Origin of the sequence: Streptomyces sp. NPDC002130 (assembly GCF_040296465.1) — a bacterium.
Classification (GTDB): domain Bacteria; phylum Actinomycetota; class Actinomycetes; order Streptomycetales; family Streptomycetaceae; genus Streptomyces.
In genome coordinates this window covers 1-18,860 of the sequence record NZ_JBEOXI010000018.1, presented here as the reverse complement: position 1 = coordinate 18,860, position 18,860 = coordinate 1, and the positions used below count along the sequence as shown (strand labels likewise).

Sequence of the window (18,860 nt, the reverse complement as noted above, 5' to 3'; positions counted from 1 at the left end):
TGAAATTTGGTGTGCAGATGTGTTGACCTCTGTTCGAGTCTCCTTCTAGTTTCGTGCTCCACTGAGCGGTCCGTCTGTGGGCTGCTCGCCTTCGCACCTGCTCAGAAGGGGATGTCGTGTCTCAAAAGACCCACCGTGGGACAGCTTGCGTGGGGGCGCTGCTGGCCTGCGTCACGGCATTCGGTGGAGCGTTCGCCTCCCCCGCGGCCGCCTCTCCCGCCCACCGTCCCACCCCGCCGCCCGTCAGCGACTTCAAGGGCGTCAACTGGGCCGACCCGCGCGACAACTACGCCGACGACGCGGTCGTGCCCTCGGGCCTGTCCACCTCCGACAGCTACGCCACCACCTACGCCAAGTCCAAGGCGATCATCGGCGGGTTCTCCAAGCTCGGCGCCAACACGGTCCGTCTCCCGGTCAACCCGACCTCGGTGAACGGCCCGTTCTGGAAGTCGTACCGGGGCGCGATCGACGCCGCCACCGCCAAGGGCTTCAAGGTCATCCTGGGCTACTGGGAGGCCGACAACGCCAAGGACGGCAAGATCGACAACCAGGCGTCCTGGGATCAGATGTGGGCGCGGATCACCTCCGCCTACGCCGGCAACTCCAAGGTGTACTTCGAGCCGATGAACGAGCCGTTCGGCTACACCGCCCAGGAGTGGACCGACATCGCGGCGAAGTGGGTGAGCACCCACCGCTTCATACCCCGCGACCGGATCCTGATCGGCGGCTACAAGTACAGCGAGGACGTCAAGCCGGTCTGCGCCGACCCGCGCCTGAAGGGCACGCGTCTGGCCCTGCACAACTACGGCTTCTGGCACACCGACTGGACCAGCGTCGACCAGTGGAAGGCCGACTTCAAGGCCCGCATCGGCGACTGCGCCTCCCGCACGATCCTCGACGAGTTCGGCGCCTCGATGACCACCGGCCTGGACTACAACGGCCCGGTGGGCACCTCCAACGAGATCGCCTACATCCAGGCCGCGACCGACACCATCCGGGAGCTGGGCCTCGGCTCGGTCTACTGGCCCGGCCTGCGCAACGGTGACACCTACTCCCTCACCACGCTCCAGGGCACGGGCACGAACCTCAGCCTGACGGTGAACAACCAGAGCGGCCTGGACCGGCTGCACTACGCCTGGAAGCAGTGACTCCCACCCGATCCATGGTGGCCCTTCCGGGTCCGGCGCCGCTCGTCAGCCGGACCCGGAAGGGAGCTGTTCAGGACGCCGAGGGCGTCCAGCCGGCGAGCCAGTCCGCGACCTCCTGGTTCGCGGCCTGCGCATCGCTCAGATGGGGCCGGTTGCTGCTCGCACCGCCCGCCCCCGCGCCGTAGTTCTTGTACTCGGCGAACCGGTCGTCCTTCCACGAGAACCCGCTCATGTCGGTCCACGGGGCCGACTTGATCGCGTTGCTCAGGCTGGTGTTGCGGACGGTGGTCTGCGGGTCGAGGGAGGCGTCCCCGCCCGCGTGCCAGGGCCGCCCGAGGTAGAAGGTCCCGGCCGACACGTCGCCGTTCACCGTGGAGTTGGCGATCAGGATGCCCTTGCGGTTCGCCGCGGTGCTCGGCGCGGTGATGTAGCCGGACGAGGTGCCGTCCCAGCGCTTCTTCAGCGTGATCACGGACTTGTCGACGACGGCCGTGGCCCGGCCGAAGATGAAGTCGACGTTGCCGATGACGTAGGAGTTGCTGACGTACACCCGGCCCAGCCGGTCCTTCGACGCGGTGTCGAGCAGCAGGGTGTCCTGGTCCCCGCTGACGATGATCCCGTCGAGGAACACCTTGTCGGCGGCGGTCCGCAGGGCGACGGCCTGATGGTCCTTGAAGCCCTGGTTGGCCTTCTCGTCGAAGTCGTTGGAGATGGTCAGGTTGCGCGCCTGGAAGTCGTCCGCCTCGACGGCGACGGTGGCGCTGCCGCTCGTGCCGTACGTGCCGCCGCCGGGCTTCGGCGTGCCCGACGCGTTGTTGTAGACGATCGTGGTGTCCTTGCGGCTCCCGCCGGTGCCCTGGATGGTGACGTGCGGCTTGTTGGACGGCACCTTCACCAGTTCCCGGTACGTCCCCGGCTTCACGGCGATCACCACGCGCGAGGGGTTGTTCGCCGGTACGGCGTTCACGGCGGCCTGGACCGTCTTGTACTGACCGCTGCCGTCCTTGGCGACGGTGAGGGTGGTGGCGGCCGCGGCCTTGGTGGAGGCGGCGGTCGTACCGATGGAGGCGCGGGGCCCGGCACCGGCCTTGAGGATCGACGGGAGGTCGGTGGCCTTGTCGAGGCTGTACGGGTAGTACGTCTTCGGATCGAAGGCGCTCCCGCCGCTCTCGTTGCGCCCGCTGGTGCCGGAGAAGGAGTTGCCGCGCTGGACGATGGATGCGCCACTGTCCTTGATGACGGGGTTGTTGACGCCCTGGAAGAGAGAGTTCTCCAGGACCATCCTCGTGCCGCCGCGCGAGTAGTTCCCGTACGCCGACTTGATGGCGGTGCCCTGGGCGTCCTCCAGGAAGTTGTTGTAGAGGTGCGCGTGGGCGGCGTTGTCCGTGGAGGGGTTGCGCTGCTCGGTCTCGCGGATCCAGTTGTGGTGGATCGTGATGTCGGTCTTGACGTTCTCGGTCCAGCCGATGCCGAAGGTCTTGTTGTTGTCGCTCAGCTTGTTCCAGGAGACGGTGACGTTCGTCGAGTCCTTGCGGACGTCGATGAGCCCGTCGGCCATGTGCCGCAGGTCGTTGTGATCGATCCAGACGTGATGGGCGCCGTCCATCTGGATCGCGTCGAAGTCGTGGTCCTTGTCGTTCCAGATCCCCTGGTACGCGTCCCGGATGGTCAGGTTCCGGATGATCACGTTGTGCACGCCCTGGCCGAGGAAGAACCCGCCGCCGACGATGTGCCCGGCGGTCCCCTGACCCACGATGGTCTTGTCGGACTGCACCTTGATCTCTTTGCCGACCGGGTTCATGGCGATGGTCCCGGCGACGACGATGACGTACGGCTGGGTCGCGGTGGCGTACTTCTCCAGCTCGGCCTGCGTCTTCACGGTGACGACCTGGCCGCCGCGCCCGCCGTACGTCCCGTTCTGGCCGAGGGAGTTGACGGAGGCGAACCCGTCGGCGGTGTCGGCGGCCCAGGCGGGGGTGGCGGCGGATGCCTGCAGTGCGGTGGAGCCCAGTACGCCGAGGTCGGTGCCGTAGGCGAAGGTGCCGGCGGCGGTCAGGGCGAGGGGGACCCCGACCGCCAGGGCGGTGCGGCTTCTGCGACGACGGTGCTGGGCCTTGCTGCGCGGCTCACTCATGCGGTGATCCGTTCCGTGTGGGGGAATGACCGCTGAGCAGTCGCCGCCCCACACGGAAAGGTTGCCGGTGTGCCTTACCGGGTGCAGGACTTGGGGTCGAGCTTCTCCTCGATCTTGTCCTCACGGCCGTCGGGCCGGCCGCTGGGCAGGAGCTTGTCGGAGATGCCGTCGATGTAGTAACCGTGCGAGTGGATGGTCTGGTAGCCCCGGTCGCGCCAGCTGTGCACGGTCCGGTCCCCGTCGCCCTTGTTCCACTGGTAGTCCTCCACGTGGAAGACGGGGTTGACGCGCACCACGCGCTGGTACGGCGTCCAGGTCACGGCGACCTGCCGGCACGGCGGGACGGTCTTCTCGCTGCGGGTCTCGAACTTGGACTCCTTCTCCCAGCCCCACTCGTACCCGGCGCTGCCGCCCACGGTCCCGCTGAAGATGCTCTTGGCGAGGGAGAGGCTGATGGAGCCGCCGACGCTCTTCTTCGCGAACGTCTTGGTGCTGTAGCTGCTGACGAAGGTCTCCTTGTCGTCGGCGGAGCCCTTGTTGCCGATCCACCGTGACGTGCGGACGGTGTCGCCCTTGATGGACCAGGTGGAGGCCTCGGCGTACCCGCACCAGCCGCGGAACAGCTCCCATGGCCCCGCGGGCGCCCACAGCCCGATGACGTCCCGCAGGTACTCGTCCCGGGTCTTGAACTCACCGGTGTCGACGTTGAGGGCGCCGTACACGCCCGTAAGGCTCGGCTCCTGGCTGCAGAGCCGCTCGATCATCAGGTCGGTGTCCCCGGGGTCCACACCCCGGATGTCGGTCGCCCCGGCGGGCCCGGCCGAGGCGGTCCCCGCGCCGGCCAGCAGACCGGTCACGGCGAGGACGGTGGAGGCGGCAACTACGCCGATCTTTCTGACAGTTGACGTGCGAATGAGACGCATGTGGGGGGCTCACTCCTGCTTGTCGTTCTGTGACGGCGATGAAGATGTCAGAACAGCGGCGGGAGTTTGCGCTACTGATGGGTATGACAGGGCATCGACAGGTTCGCGGGGTGTATGTCCCGCCTTATCGGGTGCCGTCGCCGCGACCGACAGCGATCCGCAGCACGTCGCCCAAGGACTCCACGGCCCGCGTCAACGCGAAACGCACGGCGCGTTCACCGGACTTGTCGTCGTGCAGTACGGCTCTGGCACCGGCGAGCACGGTTGCGGCGGACGCGAGCTGGGCGGCCTCGACGTCGTCGGCGAGCCGCGAGAGCAGGCTGCCGGGGTCGTCGGTGGACAGGTAACAGGCCTTGCCGTCGGTGCCGGTCCAGGGGAGCAGGCGCATACGTGGGCCTCCGGGTGGGGTGTGACGAGTGGCGATTACCGTTCGTGCCCTCATCGTCACTGTATGCCCCTGCGCTGCGGAAGAGGCCAGGCGTTGCCTGGCGGCTCAGGCAACGGGGAGGGGTGACGTGGGGGACATGGTTGACGGGGGCCGGGCCGTCCTGGGCCGGACGCTGAGGTTTCTGCGGGAGCAAGCGGGCAAGTCGCTCGGGCAGTTGGCCGAGGACACGGGCTACGACAAGAGCTACTTGAGCCGCCTGGAGAAGGGGGAGCGGCTCTCCAAGCGGGCGGTCATGGAGGACTTGGACAGCTACTACGGTTCCGGTGACCTGCTGGTTCGTGAGTGGCGGGAGGCGAGCAGGGAGGTCATCAAGGACAAGTACAAAGGCTTCATGGACCTTGAGGCGACGGCCCAGGTCATGTGGATGTTCCAGCTGCGCGTGCCGGGTCTCCTGCAGACCGAGGACTACGCCCGAGCGGTGTTGTCAGGGTTGTCCGGCGCCCAGACAACGGCAGGCAACAGCGAAGAAGTCGAGGAGCAGGTGGTCGCGCGGATGGGGCGACAGGAGTTGCTCTACCGCGAGTCGGCGCCGAGCGTGCGCGTGATCCTGGATGAAGGGGCGGTGCGGCGGCCCGTTCCCGACGCGAAGGTGTGGACCGACCAGTTGTCGCACCTGGTGGATGCGGCGGAGCTGCCGAATGTCGCAATCCAGGTGCTGCCCTACATGGCCGGTGTGCACGACCTTATGAACAGTGACCTCATCCTGCTGTGGCAGCGTGTCGGTGATCCCGCCGCCTACGTGGAGGGCAACGGTTTCGGCGAGCTGATCCAGGATCCGGACAAGGTGCTTGCCTATCGCCTGTCCCACGATCTCGTCAGGGATGCGGCGCTGAGCCCGGCGGGGTCGACAGCGTTTCTCAAGCGCCTCTTGGAGGAGTGCAGACCATGAACCGAAGCCCGGACCTCACCACCGTCCTGTGGCGCAAGTCGTCCTACAGCGACGGCGGAGCCTCGAACTGCCTGGAGATCGCCGAAGGCCACCCCGGCACAGCTCCCGTCCGCGACAGCAAGCGGCCCGACGGTCCGATACTCGTGTTCGGCGCGAGCCCCTGGGCGTCCTTCCTCGCCTCCGTCAAGAAGTAGGGGGATCCTCCGGCGGTGGCACCGCCGCCCCCGGCAGCCGTACCGTCGCCACCGTGCCGCCCCCGTCCGCCCGGGACAGCGACACCTCGCCCCCCGCCTGCTGGACCGTACGCGCCACGATCGACAGGCCCAGGCCCGAGCCCGGCAGGGCCCGAGCGCTCGGGGAGCGCCAGAAGCGGTCGAAGACGTAGGGGAGTTCTTCGGCGGGGATGCCCGGGCCGTGGTCGCGGACCGTGAGGACACCCTCGATCAGGCGGACCTCGATCGTGCCGCCCTGCGGGCTGAACTTCACCGCGTTGTCGAGAATGTTGACCACCGCCCGTTCCAGGGCGGAGGGTTCCGCCCGGACGAACCAGGGCTGGACGTCCGCCGTGATCGTGAGCTCCGGGCCCCGCAGCCGAGCCCGCCGCAGCGCCGACTCGACCGTGTCCTGCCAGGCGACGATCTGTGTCCGGCCCGCGTGCTGGCCGGTGTCGGGGCGGGACAGTTCCTGGAGGTCGCCGATGAGCGCGGCCAGCTCCGTCATCTGCGCCTTCACCGACGCGAGCAGCGCCTTGCGGTCCGCTTCGGGGATGGGGCGGCCCGTCTCCTCGCTGCGGGTGAGGAGTTCGATGTTGGTACGCAGGGACGTGAGCGGTGTACGGAGTTCGTGCCCGGCGTCCGCGATCAGCTGCTGTTGCAGGTCCCTGGAGCTGGCCAGGGCCGAGGTCATCGAGTTGAAGGACCGGGAGAGCCGGGCCACCTCGTCTTCGGTGTCGTCGTCCACCGGGATACGGACGCCGAGGTCTTCCGTACGAGCCACGTGTTCGACGGCCTCGGTGAGTTTGTCCACCGGGCGCAGGCCCGCCCTCGCCACGGTGAGTCCGGCCGCCCCGGCGCCCACCACCCCGACACCCGAGACCAGCAGCAGGATCAGCGCCAGTTCGTTGAGGGTGGACTCCGTTCCCTTGAGGGGCACGGCGATGACCAGCGCGTAGTCGGCGGCCACGCCCTGCTGGAACGGGCCGTTCTTCACGACGACCGCCGTGGTCAGCACCCGCACCGAGTTGCCGTCGCTGTCCGTGCCGTTGCGCAGCCGGACGACGGTCGGGTCGGGGTCCTTCGCCACGTCCTTGTCGCCGCTCGTGACCTTCACCTGGGGCATGAGGCTGCTGAACAGGCAGACCTTGCCGTCGACCCGGACCACCTGCGCGTAGGTCTGCGGCCGCGGGGCCCCGCCGAGCGTGTTCGACGGCTTCTGGGGGCACGACTTCGTCAGCGCCTCGAAGTCGTCCGCCTGCAGCGTCCGGAACGACGACTTCAAGTCGTCGTCGACCTGGTCGTACAACTTCCCCTGGACGATGAACCAGCACGTCACCGACACCGCCGCCACCGCGAACGCCACCGCCGCCGCCACCAGCAGCGCCAGTCGGGAGCGGATCGGCAGGGAGCGGAAACGCCGTACGACCCGATGCGTTCGGGAACTCACTCCGCGCCGCCCTGCCGCAGGACGTACCCGACGCCTCGGACCGTGTGCACGAGGCGCGGTTCGCCGCCCGCCTCGGTCTTGCGCCGCAGGTACATCACGTACACGTCGAGTGAGTTCGACGACGGTTCGAAGTCGAAGCCCCAGACGGCCTTGAGGATCTGCTCCCGGGTGAGGACCTGGCGCGGGTGTGCCATGAACATCTCCAGGAGCGTGAACTCCGTCCGGGTCAGCTCCACTTGCCGGCCGCCCCGCGTGACCTCGCGCGTGGACAGGTCCATGCGCAGGTCGGCGAAGGTGAGCGCGTCCTCGTCGGCCGGGTCGCCCGCGCCCACGGCCGCCGCGTAGGAGCTGCGGCGGAGGAGGGCGCGGATACGGGCGAAGAGTTCGTCGAGTTCGAAGGGCTTGACCAGGTAGTCGTCGGCGCCCGCGTCGAGGCCGGTGACGCGGTCGCCGACCGTGTCACGGGCCGTGAGCATCAGGATCGGCGTGGTGTCGCCGGTGGCGCGGATGCGGCGTGCTGCCGTCAGGCCGTCCATGCGCGGCATCTGGATGTCGAGGACGACCAGGTCGGGCCGGTAGGCCGCCGCCTTGTCCAGGGCGTCCGCGCCGTCGACGGCGACCTCGGTCCCGTACCCCTCGAACGCGAGGCTGCGCTGGAGTGCTTCGCGTACGGCCGGCTCGTCGTCGACGATCAGGATGCGCTGCGGGTCACGGTCGCCGTCTGCGGGGCTCATGGGTCGGGGTCCTCGGGTGTGAAGGGGGACGGGGCGCTGCTGCTCTGAGGGTCTCAGCGTCGCACGCCGGCGGGCGGGGGCGGGGGGAGTGCCGGCCTGTGCTGGGCGGTGGTGGTGGCCGCGAGGAGCGGCTCCCGCGGTGGTGGGCGGTGGTGGTGGCCGCGAGGAGCGGCTCCCGCGGTGGTGGGCGGTGGCGGGGGAGCGCCTGCCCGGCGAGGGGTGTGTCAGCCTCGTCCCGCTCGGCTTCGCGCCCTCGCGGGCCGGCTCGTCCTCCGCGTTGCCGTGGCCGCCGCCACCTCCGCCGCCCGGCCCGTCGGCGCGTGCAGGGCGCACGCCACCGCCAGGGCCGGCCCGATCGCCGCCGGGTCCCCGCCGCCCGGCTCCGTGTGCACCACCTGCTGGATCATCGCCGTACTCCTCGCTGTCGGGTGCTAGGGATCAGTCGGTCGACCCCGCCCGCAGCTTCGCGAGGTCCGCCTTGACGGTGTTGATCGGGATGGCGAAGCCAAGGCCGACGCTGCCCGCGTCGGAGGACGAGGAGGCCTGGCTGGTCGGCGAGTACATCGCGGAGTTGATCCCGATGATGTTGCCGTTCATGTCGATCAGCGCGCCGCCGGAATTGCCCGGGTTGAGGGACGCGTCGGTCTGGAGCGCCTTGTACGTGGTCGTGTCGGACCCGGTGTCGCCGTTGAACTGGCGTCCGCCGAACTCGAACGGCCACTGGTCGCCCTGCCCCTGATCCTGCCCCCATTGCTGCCGGCCCTGGTCCTGGCCCTCCTCGGTCGGGACGGTGACGTCACGGTCGAGGGCCGAGATGATGCCGCTGGTGACGGTGCCGGACAGTCCCTCGGGGGAGCCGATCGCCACGACCTGGTCGCCGACCTGGAGCCCGGCGGAGTCGCCGAGGGTGGCCGCCTTCAGGCCGGAGGCGTTCTCCAGCTTGATCAGCGCCAGGTCCTTCTTGCTGTCGGTGCCGACGACCTTCGCGGTGTACGACTTGCCGTCGCTGGTCGTCGCCTTGATCTGGGAGGCCCCGGCGACGACGTGGTTGTTGGTGACGATCTCGCCGCCGCTCGTGATGATCACGCCGGAGCCGGTGGAGGACCCGGCGTTGGAGTCGGCGCTGATCTCGACGATGCTCGGGCTGACCGCCTTCGCGACCCCGGCGACTGTGCCCTTCTGGCTGGACGGGACCACGTTGGTGCTGGTGGAGCTGGAGGCGACGGTGTCGTTGCCGGTCAGTTCCTGGATGCCGTAGGCGGTGCCGCCGCCTATCGCCGCCGCGACGATCGCCACGGCGGCGATCAGGGCCAGGGGGCCGCGGTTGCGCTTCTTCGGATGCGGAGCATGTGCCGGGGCGTACGCCGGCGGGGGCGGCCACTCGGGGTTCACCGGGGCCTGCTGCTGACCCTCGTAAGGGTTCTCGTACTCGCCACTGCGGTGGAAGCTCTCGGTCATGGAACAGAGCTTGTCGCCCGACCATGAGAGCTTCCTGAGTGCTCCCTGAGAAGCCCGACAGAACCTCGTATGCCCGATATAAAGAGGCTTCCCGCCCAGCCGCCGGAGGCTACGCGCAGCCGCAGGACTGCCGGGTGACCAGCCGCGACGGGAACACCTTCAGCCGCTCCCGCCGGCTCCCCGCGACCCGCAGCCCGTCGTCGAGGACGAGGTCCACCGCCGCCCGGGCCATCGCCGGACGGTCGGAGGCGACCGTCGTCAGGGGCGGGTCCGCCAGCGCCGCCTCCTTGATGTCGTCGAAGCCGGCCACCGCCAGCTCGCCGGGGACGTCGATGCGCAGCTCGCGCGCCGCGCGCAGCAGGCCGATCGCCTGGTCGTCGGTGGAGCAGAAGATCGCCGGCGGGCGCTCGGGGCCGGAGAGGATCTTCAGGGCGGCCTGGTAGGCGTCGTAGCGGTTGTAGAGGGCCTCGAAGAGGCGGCCCTCCGTGGAGATCCCGGCGTCGTCCATCGCGCGGCGCCAGCCCTCGACGTGGTCGGAGACCGGGTCGCCGACCGCGGGTGTTTCGGCTATGCCGCCCATACAGGCGACGTACTCGTAGCCGTGCTCCAGCAGATGGCGGACGGCGAGCTCGGCGCCGCCCAGGTCGTCCGTGGTGACGGCGACGTCGTCGATGGCCTCGGGACGCTCGTGCAGCAGCACGACGCGGGCGTCCCAGGCCTCGATCTCGGCGGCGGCCAGGTCGTTGAGCGCGTGGCTGACGAGGATCAGGCCGGAGACCCGCATCCCGAGGAAGGCGCGCAGGTAGTGGACCTCGCGCTCGGCCACGTAGTCCGTGTTGCCGACGAGGACCATCTTTCCGCGCTCGGAGGCGGCCTGCTCGACCGCGTGCGCCATCTCCCCGAAGAAGGGCTGGCGGGCGTCCGGGATGATCAGGCCTATGAGGTCCGTGCGCCGGGAGGCCATCGCCTGAGCGACCCGGTCGGGCCGGTACCCCAGTTCCTTGATCGCGGCGAGGACACGCTCGCGCGTGGCCGGGGCGACCGGCCGGGGTCCGTTGTTGATGACATAGCTGACCACGGCAGTGGAAGTCCCTGCCAGCCGCGCCACATCATCCCGAGTCACCTTGGCCACGCGCGGAGTCTACGCGGATATACCGGCTCCGGGCAGGGCGTAAAGGAGGTTCTGTACGATATCCCGACCGCCGTCCGGGGCGCCCTGTGAGGGAAGCGATGCCCAGGTCGGCGCCGGGATACGCCTCTCACGCCTTGGCGCGGGCCTCAGCGGCGTCCAGGGCGGCCGACTCGTCCGCCTTGTCCGTCTTTGCCTTGGCCGCCTTGGCCTTCGCGTCCTCGGCGGCGCGCTCCATCTTCTCCGGCTTCTCCGGCGTAACGAATCGATAACCGACGTTCCGGACGGTGCCGATCAGCGACTCGTGCTCCGGGCCGAGCTTGGCGCGCAGCCGCCGTACGTGCACGTCGACCGTGCGCGTACCGCCGAAGTAGTCGTAGCCCCAGACCTCCTGGAGCAGCTGGGCGCGGGTGAAGACCCGGCCGGGGTGCTGCGCGAGGTACTTCAGGAGCTCGAACTCCTTGAAGGTGAGGTCCAGGACGCGGCCCTTGAGCTTGGCCGAGTACGTCGCCTCGTCGACCGAGAGGTCGCCGTTGCGGATCTCCATGGGGGAGTCGTCGCTGACGATCTGCTGCCGCCCCATGGCCAGCCGCAGCCGCGCCTCGACCTCCGCGGGGCCGGCGGTGTCGAGCAGGACGTCGTCGATGCCCCAGTCGGCGGTGACGGCGGCGAGGCCGCCCTCGGTGACGACGAGGACGAGCGGGCAGCCCGGTCCGGTGGAGCGCAGCAGCTGACAGAGGCTGCGGACCTGGGGCAGGTCACGCCGGCCGTCGACGAGGATGACGTCGGCGCCGGGGGTGTCGACGAGGGCGGGGCCCTCCGCGGGAGCCACACGCACGTTGTGCAGGAGCAGTCCGAGGGCGGGGAGCACCTCCGTCGACGGCTGGAGGGCATTGGTCAGGAGCAGCAGAGAACTCATATGTCTGGTTCCTCCTCGGTCCCTGCGAGGACGTTTGTTGGCACAGCACCGCTCTGCGATCCCGAAGGCCCCGTACACCTGCGGTTTCCCGCGTCGTATACAACGCTTCCGAAAGCACAAAAGGACCCGGGGGCTACGTTGCCCGAGTCCTCTGCCCAGCAGAATAGCCCACATGAGCTCTGGTCCGGCAGGTCATGTGGCGCGTTCCACCGATCGTCCGCATTCCGAGACGAGCGGGGGAAAGCCTGTGCGGATGTCGTCGCGGGTGTTTCTGCGGACGTCCGACGGTGTCGCGATCGACGCCGTGTACGAGCCGGGAGCGGCTGTGCACGACACCTCGGGGACGCCTTCCGCTCATCCCGTGTTCGTCGTCGCCCACGGGTTCACCGGCGCGGTGGACCGCCCGCACGTGCGGCGGATCGCTGAGGCGTTCGCCCGGTACGGGGGCGTGGTCACCTTCTCCTTCCGCGGGCACGGGATGTCCGGCGGGCACTCCACGGTCGGCGACCGGGAGGTGCTCGACCTGGCGGCGGCGGTGGCCTGGGCGCGGAGTCGCGGGCACGCGCGGGTGGTGACCGTGGGCTTCTCCATGGGCGGCTCCGTGGTGCTCCGGCACGCGGCGCTGCACCCGCGGCAGACGGACGCAGTGGTGTCGGTCAGCTCACCGGCCCGCTGGTACTACCGGGGCACCGCGCCCATGCGGCGGCTGCACTGGCTGGTGACCCGGCCCGAGGGGCGGGTCGTGGGCCGGTACGGCTTCCGTACCCGCATCCACCACCGGGACTGGAACCCGGTGCCCCTCTCCCCGGTGGAGGCGGTGCCGAGGATCGCCCCGACCCCGCTGCTGATCGTGCACGGCGACGCCGACGGCTACTTCCCTGTCGACCATCCGCGGATGCTGGCCGCGGCCGCCGGTGACCAGGGCGAACTGTGGCTGGAGCCGGGCATGGGGCACGCCGAGCACGCGGCGGGCGACGAGCTGCTGGCCCGGATCGGGGAGTGGGGTGTCGGCCGGGCGGGCTAGCCTGACGGGGTTCACCGTCGAATTCATTGAGGAAGCAGATGCCAAAGGTCACGGTGCGCTACTGGGCCGCCGCCAAGGCCGCGGCCGGGGTGGCCGAGGAGCCGTACGAGGCGGTCACGCTCGCCGAGGCGCTCGCCGGGGTGCGCGAGCGGCACCCAGGCGAACTCGAGCGCGTCCTGCGCCGGTGCTCGTTCCTCGTGGACGGTGACCCCGTGGGCACCCGCGGGCATGAGACGGTACGGCTGGCCGACGGCGGCACGGTCGAGGTGCTCCCGCCGTTCGCAGGAGGGTGACGATGACCGACCAGCCGAACCAGCCCCACCAGCCGTACGACGGCTACGACCCCTACGGGCAGCAGCCGCAGGCCTGGCCCGGGCAGGGCTACCAGGGGTACGAGGACCCGCACGCCGCTCAGCAGTACACGCAGCAGTGGCAGGGGCAGACCTGGGAGACGCAGAACCACCAGCCGGTGTCCGGGCAGGCGCCGGACCCGGAGACGGCGATCCTGACACCCCAGTCGCCCCAGCCGGCCCGGAGCCCCGGGACGCCGCAGGGGCCCGCGGCCCCGGCCGCAGGTGACGCCGCCGACCCCTCCGCTTCCGGTTACGGCCCCGCCACCGTCGGCGGGAACACGCGCGTCACGGCCGCCCAGCGGGCCCGGGCGGAGGGGCGCTCCCCGATCATCGAGCCCGGGATGCAGCCGGCCGCGCTGACGGCGCTGCTCGGGCTGCTCCTGGCCGGTGCGGCGGCGCTCGGGACGTACGCGCTGCTCGTGCCGCTCGTCGTCCTTCAGGCGGTCACGGCGGCGGGCTGGTTCCGGCTGAACGGGATGTGGCCCGCCCGGCAGGGCATCGCGCTGGGCTTCGCGGGCGCGCTGGCCGCCGACGCCGCGCTGCTGGTCTCGGACCGCTCGCCGTCGGCGATCCTCGGCACGATCGGGGTGTGGGTGCTGCTCGCCCTGGTCCTGCAACTGCGGTCGCACGCCGACCCGGACGAGCGGATGTACGGCCTGATGGCGACGGTCGCGGCCTCGGCGCTGGCGATCGTGGCCGGCGGGTACCTCGCGGCCGCCGCCGACGCGGTGACGGTGGGTGCCGTGGCCGTGGCGGTGGCCGTCCTGGCCCGCGCCATCGTGCCGCCGCCGCGCACGGCGGCGTCCGTGGTGGTGGCGTTGCTCGCGGCGTCCGGGGCGGGCAGCGCTGTCGGCACGCTGACGGACCTGGGCACGCAGGGCGCCTTCCTCGGCGCGGGCGCCGCCGCCTGCGCCCTGATCGGCCACCGGGTCGCGAGCTACGACTACCCGTCCCGGTTCGTCCACTTCACGGCGGGCGTGGCCCTGCCCCTGGCCGCGGCGGCCCCGGCGGTGTACGTCCTGGGCAGGGCGCTGGCGTAGCTCCGGGCCGGGGGCTGTCACAGATGATCAACAATTTGCCGGCCCCCCTTCCGCCCGGCGTTACCCTCACGCAAGGGACGGCCACCGGGTCGTCGAAACACCGGACCGGTGGGGGACACAACGCATGCGCGCACTGCGAATACTGCTGATCTTCGTCGTGATCCTGGGCGGCCTCTTCGTGATCGCCGACCGCGTCGCGGTCAACTTCGCCGAGGACGAGGCCGCCGACCGGCTGAAGACCACGGAGAACCTGTCGACGACCCCGGACGTGTCGATCAAGGGCTTCCCGTTCCTGACCCAGGTCGTTGGCGGCTCCCTGGACGACATCGAGGTCGGCATCAAGGACTACGAGGCCGCCGCGGGCGACGGCGGCCGGAAGATCCGCATCGACGACCTCCAGGCCGACATGAAGGGCGTCGAGTTCTCCGGCGACTACAGCTCCGCCACCGCCACCAGCGCGACCGGCACCGCGACCATCGCCTACGACGAGCTGCTGAAGACGGCGAAGTCCGAGCCCACACAGGTCGCCCCGGGCGTCACCGCCAACGTCGTCGGCCTCTCCGACGGCGGCAACGGCAAGATCAAGGTCACCGTCGAGGCCACGGTCCTCGGCACCAAGCTCCCGGAGCCGGTCTCCGTGCTCAGCTCGGTGAAGGTGGACGACGGCACCGTCCGCGTGCACGCCGACGGCCTGCCCAGCTTCGGCGGAGTCGACATCGCCGAGAACCGCGTGCGGGCGATCACCGACTTCCAGCAGAAGATCGACGGTCTGCCCGGCGGCATCAAGGTGGACACCGTCCAGGCCGCCCCGGACGGCGTCGAGATCACCGTGAAGGGTTCCGACGTCCGGCTGGCCGGGTAGAGAAGGGCGCAGGGCGGCGGACCAGGGGTGTCCGGTGGGCGAGACGGTGGCGTCCGCAGCTCAGAGGTGACGGCCGATACACCGGGTCACGGCCCCTGCCCCGAGGCCTCGCACAGCTCATGGGTCCCACATCGCGGATCATCTCGTCTCAGCATGCGACACACCGGTGACACGCCCGCCCGACCGTCCCTACGATCGACGGTATGAAGCGACAGGCGGACCTCACGAAGCGGCGGGCAGTAGACCTGTGCCGCGTCGCCGCCATGCTCTGTCGCACCTTCTGAGCGATCGCACCGGCATTCTCGCCGGCGCGCGCATCCCCGCAGCCCCGCATCACGGGCACCCGTGCGCCGCCCTGCCTCAAGGGCGCGCCCTGCAGACCTCGCACGCCCCGCCGTAACTGCCCCGGAGGAGAAGAAGCATGAGCCGCAACGACGTCCTGGTTGACGCCGACTGGCTCCAGGAGCACCTGGACGACCCGACCATCGCCATCGTCGAGGTGGACGAGGACACGTCCGCCTACGAGAAGAACCACATCCGCAACGCCATCCGGATCGACTGGACGCAGGACCTTCAGGACCCGGTCCGCCGTGACTTCGTCGACCAGGAGGGCTTCGAGAAGCTCCTGTCCGACAAGGGCATCGGCAACGACCACACCGTGGTCCTCTACGGCGGCAACAACAACTGGTTCGCCTCGTACGCCTACTGGTACTTCAAGCTGTACGGCCACGACAGCGTCAAGCTCCTCGACGGCGGCCGCAAGAAGTGGGAGCTCGACGCCCGCGAGCTGGTCGCCGGCGACGAGGTGCCGGAGCGTCCGAAGACGGACTACAAGGCCAAGGCCCAGGACACGTCCATCCGTGCCTTCCGCGACGACGTCGTGGCCGCCATCGGTTCGCAGAACCTCGTCGACGTGCGTTCGCCCGACGAGTTCTCCGGCAAGCTGCTCGCCCCGGCCCACCTGCCGCAGGAGCAGTCGCAGCGCCCGGGCCACGTCCCGTCCGCCCGCAACATCCCGTGGTCCAAGAACGCCAACGACGACGGCACCTTCAAGTCGGACGAGGAGCTCAAGGAGCTCTACGCCGAGGAGAGCGTCGACCTGGCCAAGGACACCATCGCCTACTGCCGCATCGGTGAGCGCTCCGCGCTGACCTGGTTCGTGCTGCACGAGCTCCTGGGTGTGGAGAACGTCAAGAACTACGACGGCTCCTGGACCGAGTACGGCTCCCTCGTGGGCGTGCCGATCGAGCTCGGCGCCAACAAGTAAGCAACCCCGACCGACCTTTCCAGACTTCAGGAGTACGACATGTGCGGTGCGAAGGCCGGCGGCCCCGACGCCTCGACGATCAAGCCCGGTGAGACCACCATCCAGGGTCAGGTGACCAAGGACGGCGAGCCCGTGGTGGGCTACGTCCGTCTGCTGGACTCGACCGGCGAGTTCACGGCCGAGGTGCCGACCTCGGCGACCGGACAGTTCCGCTTCTACGCGGCCGAGGGCACCTGGACCGTCCGTGCCCTCGTGCCCGGCGCCACCGCCGACCGCACGGTCGTCGCCCAGCAGGGCGGCCTGGCGGAGGTCGCGATCGCCGTCTGACGACGACCGGTCCTCGAAGGGCCGCACCCCGCGGGTTGGACGCCTGGGGTGCGGCCCTTCGGCCTGCCCGGACCTACGCTGGAGACATGTACGCACGGCGGCGTCACACGTACTTCGCGATGATGGGCCTCTGCATCGGCCTCTTCGTGCTGGCCTGGAGTGTCGTGCGGCTGTGGTCCGTTCCCGTCGCCGTCGGGATGTGTGTGGTCGCCATGGTCATCCCGCCCGTGGCGGCCATGGTCGCGAACCGGCGGGGGCCGGAGGACCGGTGGTGGGACGACCCCTCCGGGGACCCCAAGTCCGACGAGTGGTGGGACGAGCTGGACGGCAGGAAGCGCCGGTACTGAACCGGCCGGGACGGGGGGAGGGCCATGCGCTTGGCGGCGGCGACTCTGGACGCACCGGACGCCCGTGAACTGGCGGACTTCTATCTGCGGCTGCTGACCGGCTGGGCCGTACGGCCGGGCGAGGACGGCCCGGACTGGGTGCACATCCTGCCGCCCGACGGTGGCACGGGGCTGTCCTTCCAGACGGAACCCGCCTACCGCCCGCCGGTGTGGCCGAGCCGCCCGGACCGGCAGCAGATGATGATGCACCTCGACATCCAGGTCGACGACCTGGAACGGGAGACCGCGCGGGCCGTCGCCGAGGGCGCGCGGCTGGCGGAGTTCCAGCCGCAGGACGAGGTCCGGGTGCTGCTGGACCCGGCGGGCCACCCGTTCTGCCTCTACACGCAGACGCCTCAGTAGACGAGCGCCTGCGTCCCGTCCGCCATCGCCTCCTGCACGAAGACCTGCGCGCCCGCGATCCGGACGCCCTTGATGACGTCCTGCTCCGTGATGTCGCGGCGGGCCGCGCACTGCGTGCACAGGGTGACGCGGCCGCCCGCGAGGAGGGAGTCCAGCAGGTCGGGCAGGGGAGCCGCGTGCGGCAGCTCGAACTCGGCGGCCCGGCCGGGCAGGGCGAACCAGGCGGATTCGCCGGTCAGCCACAGGGAGACGTCGACGCCGCTCGCGACGGCCACCGCCGCCACCGTGAACGCCTGAGAGCACCGCTCGGGGGCGTCGGCCCCCGCCGTCACCTTGATCACCAGCTTCTTCGCCATAGCCGGAATCGTAGTGCCGAAGGGGCCCGCGTAAGCTGGGCTCGGCCCTGTGCACCCATTCGCACCCCCGCTCAAGGAGCACCCCGTGGAGATCTTCTTCGAAATCCTGTTGGTCCTGGTCGCCGTCGGCGTCCTCGCCTTCGCCGGACTGACCGTGAAGAAGCTGTACCAGGGCCAGCGCTGACCCACGTCTAGGAAGTTCCCATGATCGAGATCCCGTCCGACCTCCACAAGGACCTCGTCCCGCTCGCCTTCCTGCTCGGCAACTGGGCGGGCGCCGGCGTGCACGACTTCCCCGGCTCCGAGAAGTGCAACTTCGGGCAGGAGGTCTCCTTCACCCACGACGGCCGGGACTTCCTGGAGTACCGGTCCCACAGCTGGGTGCTCGACCAGGACGGCAACAAGGTCCGTCCCCTGGAGTCCGAGCACGGCTTCTGGCGGATCGACGCCGCCCGCAAGGTCGAGGTGACGATGACCCGCGACGACGGCGTCATCGAGATCTGGTACGGCGAGCTGGCCGACAAGAAGCCGCAGATCGACCTCGTGACGGACGCGGTGGCCCGCACGGCCGCCTCCCAGCCCTACACCGGCGGCAAGCGCCTGTACGGCTACGTCAAGAGCGATCTGATGTGGGTCGGCGAGAAGCAGACCCCCGAGGTCGAGCTGCGCCCCTACATGTCCGCCCACCTCAAGAAGGTCGTCACCCCGGAAGAGGTCGAGCGCTGGGCCAAGGCCCTGCCCGACGACATGCCGGACGACGGCATCGCTTTCTTCAAGTAGTCCTAGACTCAGGGGTGTGGTGAGCACCGACTGGAAGAGCGATCTGCGGCAGCGCGGTTACCGGCTGACCCCGCAGCGGCAACTCGTGCTCGAAGCCGTGGACACACTTGAGCACGCGACCCCCGACGACATCCTCGTGGAAGTGAGGAAGACGGCGTCGGGGGTCAACATTTCCACGGTCTACCGGACCCTGGAGCTCCTGGAGGAGCTCGGGCTGGTCAGCCACGCCCATCTGGGGCACGGGGCGCCGACGTACCACCTCGCGGACCGGCACCACCACATCCACCTGGTCTGCCGTGACTGCCAGAACGTGATCGAGGCGGACGTCTCCGTGGCCGCCGAGTTCACGGCCAAGCTGCGGGAGACCTTCGGCTTCGACACCGACCTCAAGCACTTCGCGATCTTCGGCCGGTGCGAGGACTGCACGCTCAAGGCTTCAACTACCGAGTCGTAGGCTTACGGGTATGAAGAGCCCCCTGCTGACCCTGCCCGGCGCCGTCCCCGCCGAGGGCGTGGACGAAGGCGTCGCCGCCCACTACGGCGACCTGTTCCGTGAGCAGCGCGCCCTCGCCGACGGCACCGGATTCGTGGACCTCTCGCACCGGGGGGGGGGGGGGGGCCCCCGCGGCGCCCCCCCCGGCGCGGGGGGCCGCCGGCT

Annotated in this window: 24 protein-coding genes and 1 pseudogene; 15 read left to right on the top strand and 10 right to left on the bottom strand. The window is 70.0% G+C overall.

Annotated features, from left to right (window positions below; all coding sequences use genetic code 11):
* Positions 1 to 116 precede the first annotated feature (116 nt).
* Complete coding sequence (locus ABT116_RS05580; RefSeq protein ID WP_351628235.1) at positions 117 to 1,148, top strand: glycoside hydrolase family 5 protein; 1,032 nt, start codon at positions 117 to 119, stop codon at positions 1,146 to 1,148.
* A gap of 70 nt (positions 1,149 to 1,218) precedes the next feature.
* Here ABT116_RS05580 and ABT116_RS05575 read toward each other — a convergent pair whose 3' ends face one another.
* The 3 genes from ABT116_RS05575 to ABT116_RS05565 all read right to left on the bottom strand — a co-directional run bounded on the left by ABT116_RS05575 (position 1,219) and on the right by ABT116_RS05565 (position 4,593).
* A complete protein-coding gene (locus ABT116_RS05575) occupies positions 1,219 to 3,282 on the bottom strand; it encodes a pectinesterase family protein (RefSeq protein ID WP_351628232.1) in 2,064 nt (687 codons plus the stop codon).
* A gap of 74 nt (positions 3,283 to 3,356) precedes the next feature.
* Positions 3,357 to 4,205, bottom strand: a complete 849-nt coding sequence (locus tag ABT116_RS05570; RefSeq protein ID WP_351628229.1) for a hypothetical protein — start codon at positions 4,203 to 4,205, stop codon at positions 3,357 to 3,359.
* A 124-nt stretch (positions 4,206 to 4,329) separates the two neighbouring features.
* A complete protein-coding gene (locus tag ABT116_RS05565) occupies positions 4,330 to 4,593 on the bottom strand; it encodes a hypothetical protein (RefSeq protein ID WP_351628227.1) in 264 nt (87 codons plus the stop codon).
* Between the two features lie 136 nt (positions 4,594 to 4,729).
* Here ABT116_RS05565 and ABT116_RS05560 point away from each other — a divergent pair, with 136 nt between their 5' ends.
* A complete protein-coding gene (locus ABT116_RS05560) occupies positions 4,730 to 5,542 on the top strand; it encodes a helix-turn-helix domain-containing protein (RefSeq protein ID WP_351628319.1) in 813 nt (270 codons plus the stop codon).
* Positions 5,539 to 5,736, top strand: coding sequence for a DUF397 domain-containing protein (locus ABT116_RS05555; protein WP_351628225.1), 198 nt, complete (start codon positions 5,539 to 5,541; stop codon positions 5,734 to 5,736). The genes ABT116_RS05560 and ABT116_RS05555 overlap by 4 nt, the downstream gene beginning before the upstream one ends.
* Here ABT116_RS05555 and ABT116_RS05550 read toward each other — a convergent pair.
* The 6 genes from ABT116_RS05550 to ABT116_RS05525 form a co-directional block, all read right to left on the bottom strand.
* Positions 5,726 to 7,204 carry a HAMP domain-containing sensor histidine kinase gene (locus tag ABT116_RS05550; protein WP_351628223.1) on the bottom strand — a complete coding sequence of 493 codons (1,479 nt, stop codon included), beginning with the start codon at positions 7,202 to 7,204 and terminating at the stop codon, positions 5,726 to 5,728. The genes ABT116_RS05555 and ABT116_RS05550 overlap by 11 nt on opposite strands.
* Positions 7,201 to 7,938: a response regulator transcription factor gene (locus tag ABT116_RS05545; RefSeq protein WP_351628221.1), complete on the bottom strand. Its 738-nt coding sequence runs from the start codon at positions 7,936 to 7,938 to the stop codon at positions 7,201 to 7,203. The genes ABT116_RS05550 and ABT116_RS05545 overlap by 4 nt, the downstream gene beginning before the upstream one ends.
* A gap of 224 nt (positions 7,939 to 8,162) precedes the next feature.
* Positions 8,163 to 8,345 (bottom strand): hypothetical protein, encoded by a 183-nt coding sequence (locus tag ABT116_RS05540; RefSeq protein ID WP_351628219.1) that lies wholly within the window; start codon positions 8,343 to 8,345, stop codon positions 8,163 to 8,165.
* A 31-nt stretch (positions 8,346 to 8,376) separates the two neighbouring features.
* Positions 8,377 to 9,396, bottom strand: a complete 1,020-nt coding sequence (locus ABT116_RS05535; RefSeq protein WP_351628217.1) for a S1C family serine protease — start codon at positions 9,394 to 9,396, stop codon at positions 8,377 to 8,379.
* A 109-nt stretch (positions 9,397 to 9,505) separates the two neighbouring features.
* The gene (locus ABT116_RS05530) at positions 9,506 to 10,528 is read right to left on the bottom strand and encodes a LacI family DNA-binding transcriptional regulator (protein WP_351628214.1); all 1,023 of its coding nucleotides are present in this window, start codon (positions 10,526 to 10,528) and stop codon (positions 9,506 to 9,508) included.
* A gap of 127 nt (positions 10,529 to 10,655) precedes the next feature.
* On the bottom strand, positions 10,656 to 11,444 hold the full coding sequence (locus ABT116_RS05525) for a response regulator transcription factor (RefSeq protein WP_351628211.1): 789 nt from the start codon (positions 11,442 to 11,444) through the stop codon (positions 10,656 to 10,658).
* A 172-nt stretch (positions 11,445 to 11,616) separates the two neighbouring features.
* On the opposite strand from ABT116_RS05525, the gene ABT116_RS05520 reads away from it, so the two are divergent.
* The 9 genes from ABT116_RS05520 (at position 11,617) to ABT116_RS05480 (ending at position 17,066) form a co-directional block, all read left to right on the top strand.
* Complete coding sequence (locus ABT116_RS05520; protein ID WP_351628208.1) at positions 11,617 to 12,468, top strand: alpha/beta hydrolase; 852 nt, start codon at positions 11,617 to 11,619, stop codon at positions 12,466 to 12,468.
* A gap of 38 nt (positions 12,469 to 12,506) precedes the next feature.
* The gene (locus ABT116_RS05515; protein WP_351628205.1) at positions 12,507 to 12,761 is read left to right on the top strand and encodes a MoaD/ThiS family protein; all 255 of its coding nucleotides are present in this window, start codon (positions 12,507 to 12,509) and stop codon (positions 12,759 to 12,761) included.
* Between the two features lie 2 nt (positions 12,762 to 12,763).
* A complete protein-coding gene (locus ABT116_RS05510) occupies positions 12,764 to 13,861 on the top strand; it encodes a hypothetical protein (protein ID WP_351628203.1) in 1,098 nt (365 codons plus the stop codon).
* 124 nt (positions 13,862 to 13,985) lie between these two features.
* On the top strand, positions 13,986 to 14,723 hold the full coding sequence (locus ABT116_RS05505; protein ID WP_351628200.1) for an LmeA family phospholipid-binding protein: 738 nt from the start codon (positions 13,986 to 13,988) through the stop codon (positions 14,721 to 14,723).
* Positions 14,724 to 14,926: 203 nt separating this feature from the next.
* The gene (locus ABT116_RS05500; protein ID WP_350310325.1) at positions 14,927 to 15,007 is read left to right on the top strand and encodes a putative leader peptide; all 81 of its coding nucleotides are present in this window, start codon (positions 14,927 to 14,929) and stop codon (positions 15,005 to 15,007) included.
* Positions 15,008 to 15,144: 137 nt separating this feature from the next.
* Positions 15,145 to 15,990: a sulfurtransferase gene (locus ABT116_RS05495; RefSeq protein ID WP_351628197.1), complete on the top strand. Its 846-nt coding sequence runs from the start codon at positions 15,145 to 15,147 to the stop codon at positions 15,988 to 15,990.
* 39 nt (positions 15,991 to 16,029) lie between these two features.
* Positions 16,030 to 16,317 carry a DUF1416 domain-containing protein gene (locus ABT116_RS05490; protein ID WP_003991226.1) on the top strand — a complete coding sequence of 96 codons (288 nt, stop codon included), beginning with the start codon at positions 16,030 to 16,032 and terminating at the stop codon, positions 16,315 to 16,317.
* 86 nt (positions 16,318 to 16,403) lie between these two features.
* On the top strand, positions 16,404 to 16,664 hold the full coding sequence (locus tag ABT116_RS05485) for a DUF3099 domain-containing protein (protein WP_351628194.1): 261 nt from the start codon (positions 16,404 to 16,406) through the stop codon (positions 16,662 to 16,664).
* Positions 16,665 to 16,688: 24 nt separating this feature from the next.
* Positions 16,689 to 17,066, top strand: coding sequence for a VOC family protein (locus ABT116_RS05480; protein WP_351628191.1), 378 nt, complete (start codon positions 16,689 to 16,691; stop codon positions 17,064 to 17,066).
* Here ABT116_RS05480 and ABT116_RS05475 read toward each other — a convergent pair.
* Positions 17,060 to 17,422, bottom strand: coding sequence for a DsrE family protein (locus ABT116_RS05475; protein ID WP_344466453.1), 363 nt, complete (start codon positions 17,420 to 17,422; stop codon positions 17,060 to 17,062). The genes ABT116_RS05480 and ABT116_RS05475 overlap by 7 nt on opposite strands.
* Before the next feature lie 204 nt (positions 17,423 to 17,626).
* Between ABT116_RS05475 and ABT116_RS05470 the strand changes: the two genes are divergently transcribed.
* The 3 genes and pseudogenes from ABT116_RS05470 to ABT116_RS05460 all read left to right on the top strand — a co-directional run.
* On the top strand, positions 17,627 to 18,202 hold the full coding sequence (locus ABT116_RS05470; RefSeq protein WP_351628188.1) for a heme-binding beta-barrel domain-containing protein: 576 nt from the start codon (positions 17,627 to 17,629) through the stop codon (positions 18,200 to 18,202).
* A 16-nt stretch (positions 18,203 to 18,218) separates the two neighbouring features.
* Positions 18,219 to 18,656: a Fur family transcriptional regulator gene (locus tag ABT116_RS05465; RefSeq protein WP_030849015.1), complete on the top strand. Its 438-nt coding sequence runs from the start codon at positions 18,219 to 18,221 to the stop codon at positions 18,654 to 18,656.
* Between the two features lie 10 nt (positions 18,657 to 18,666).
* Positions 18,667 to 18,860: pseudogene (locus ABT116_RS05460) on the top strand (hypothetical protein); the annotation flags it as partial.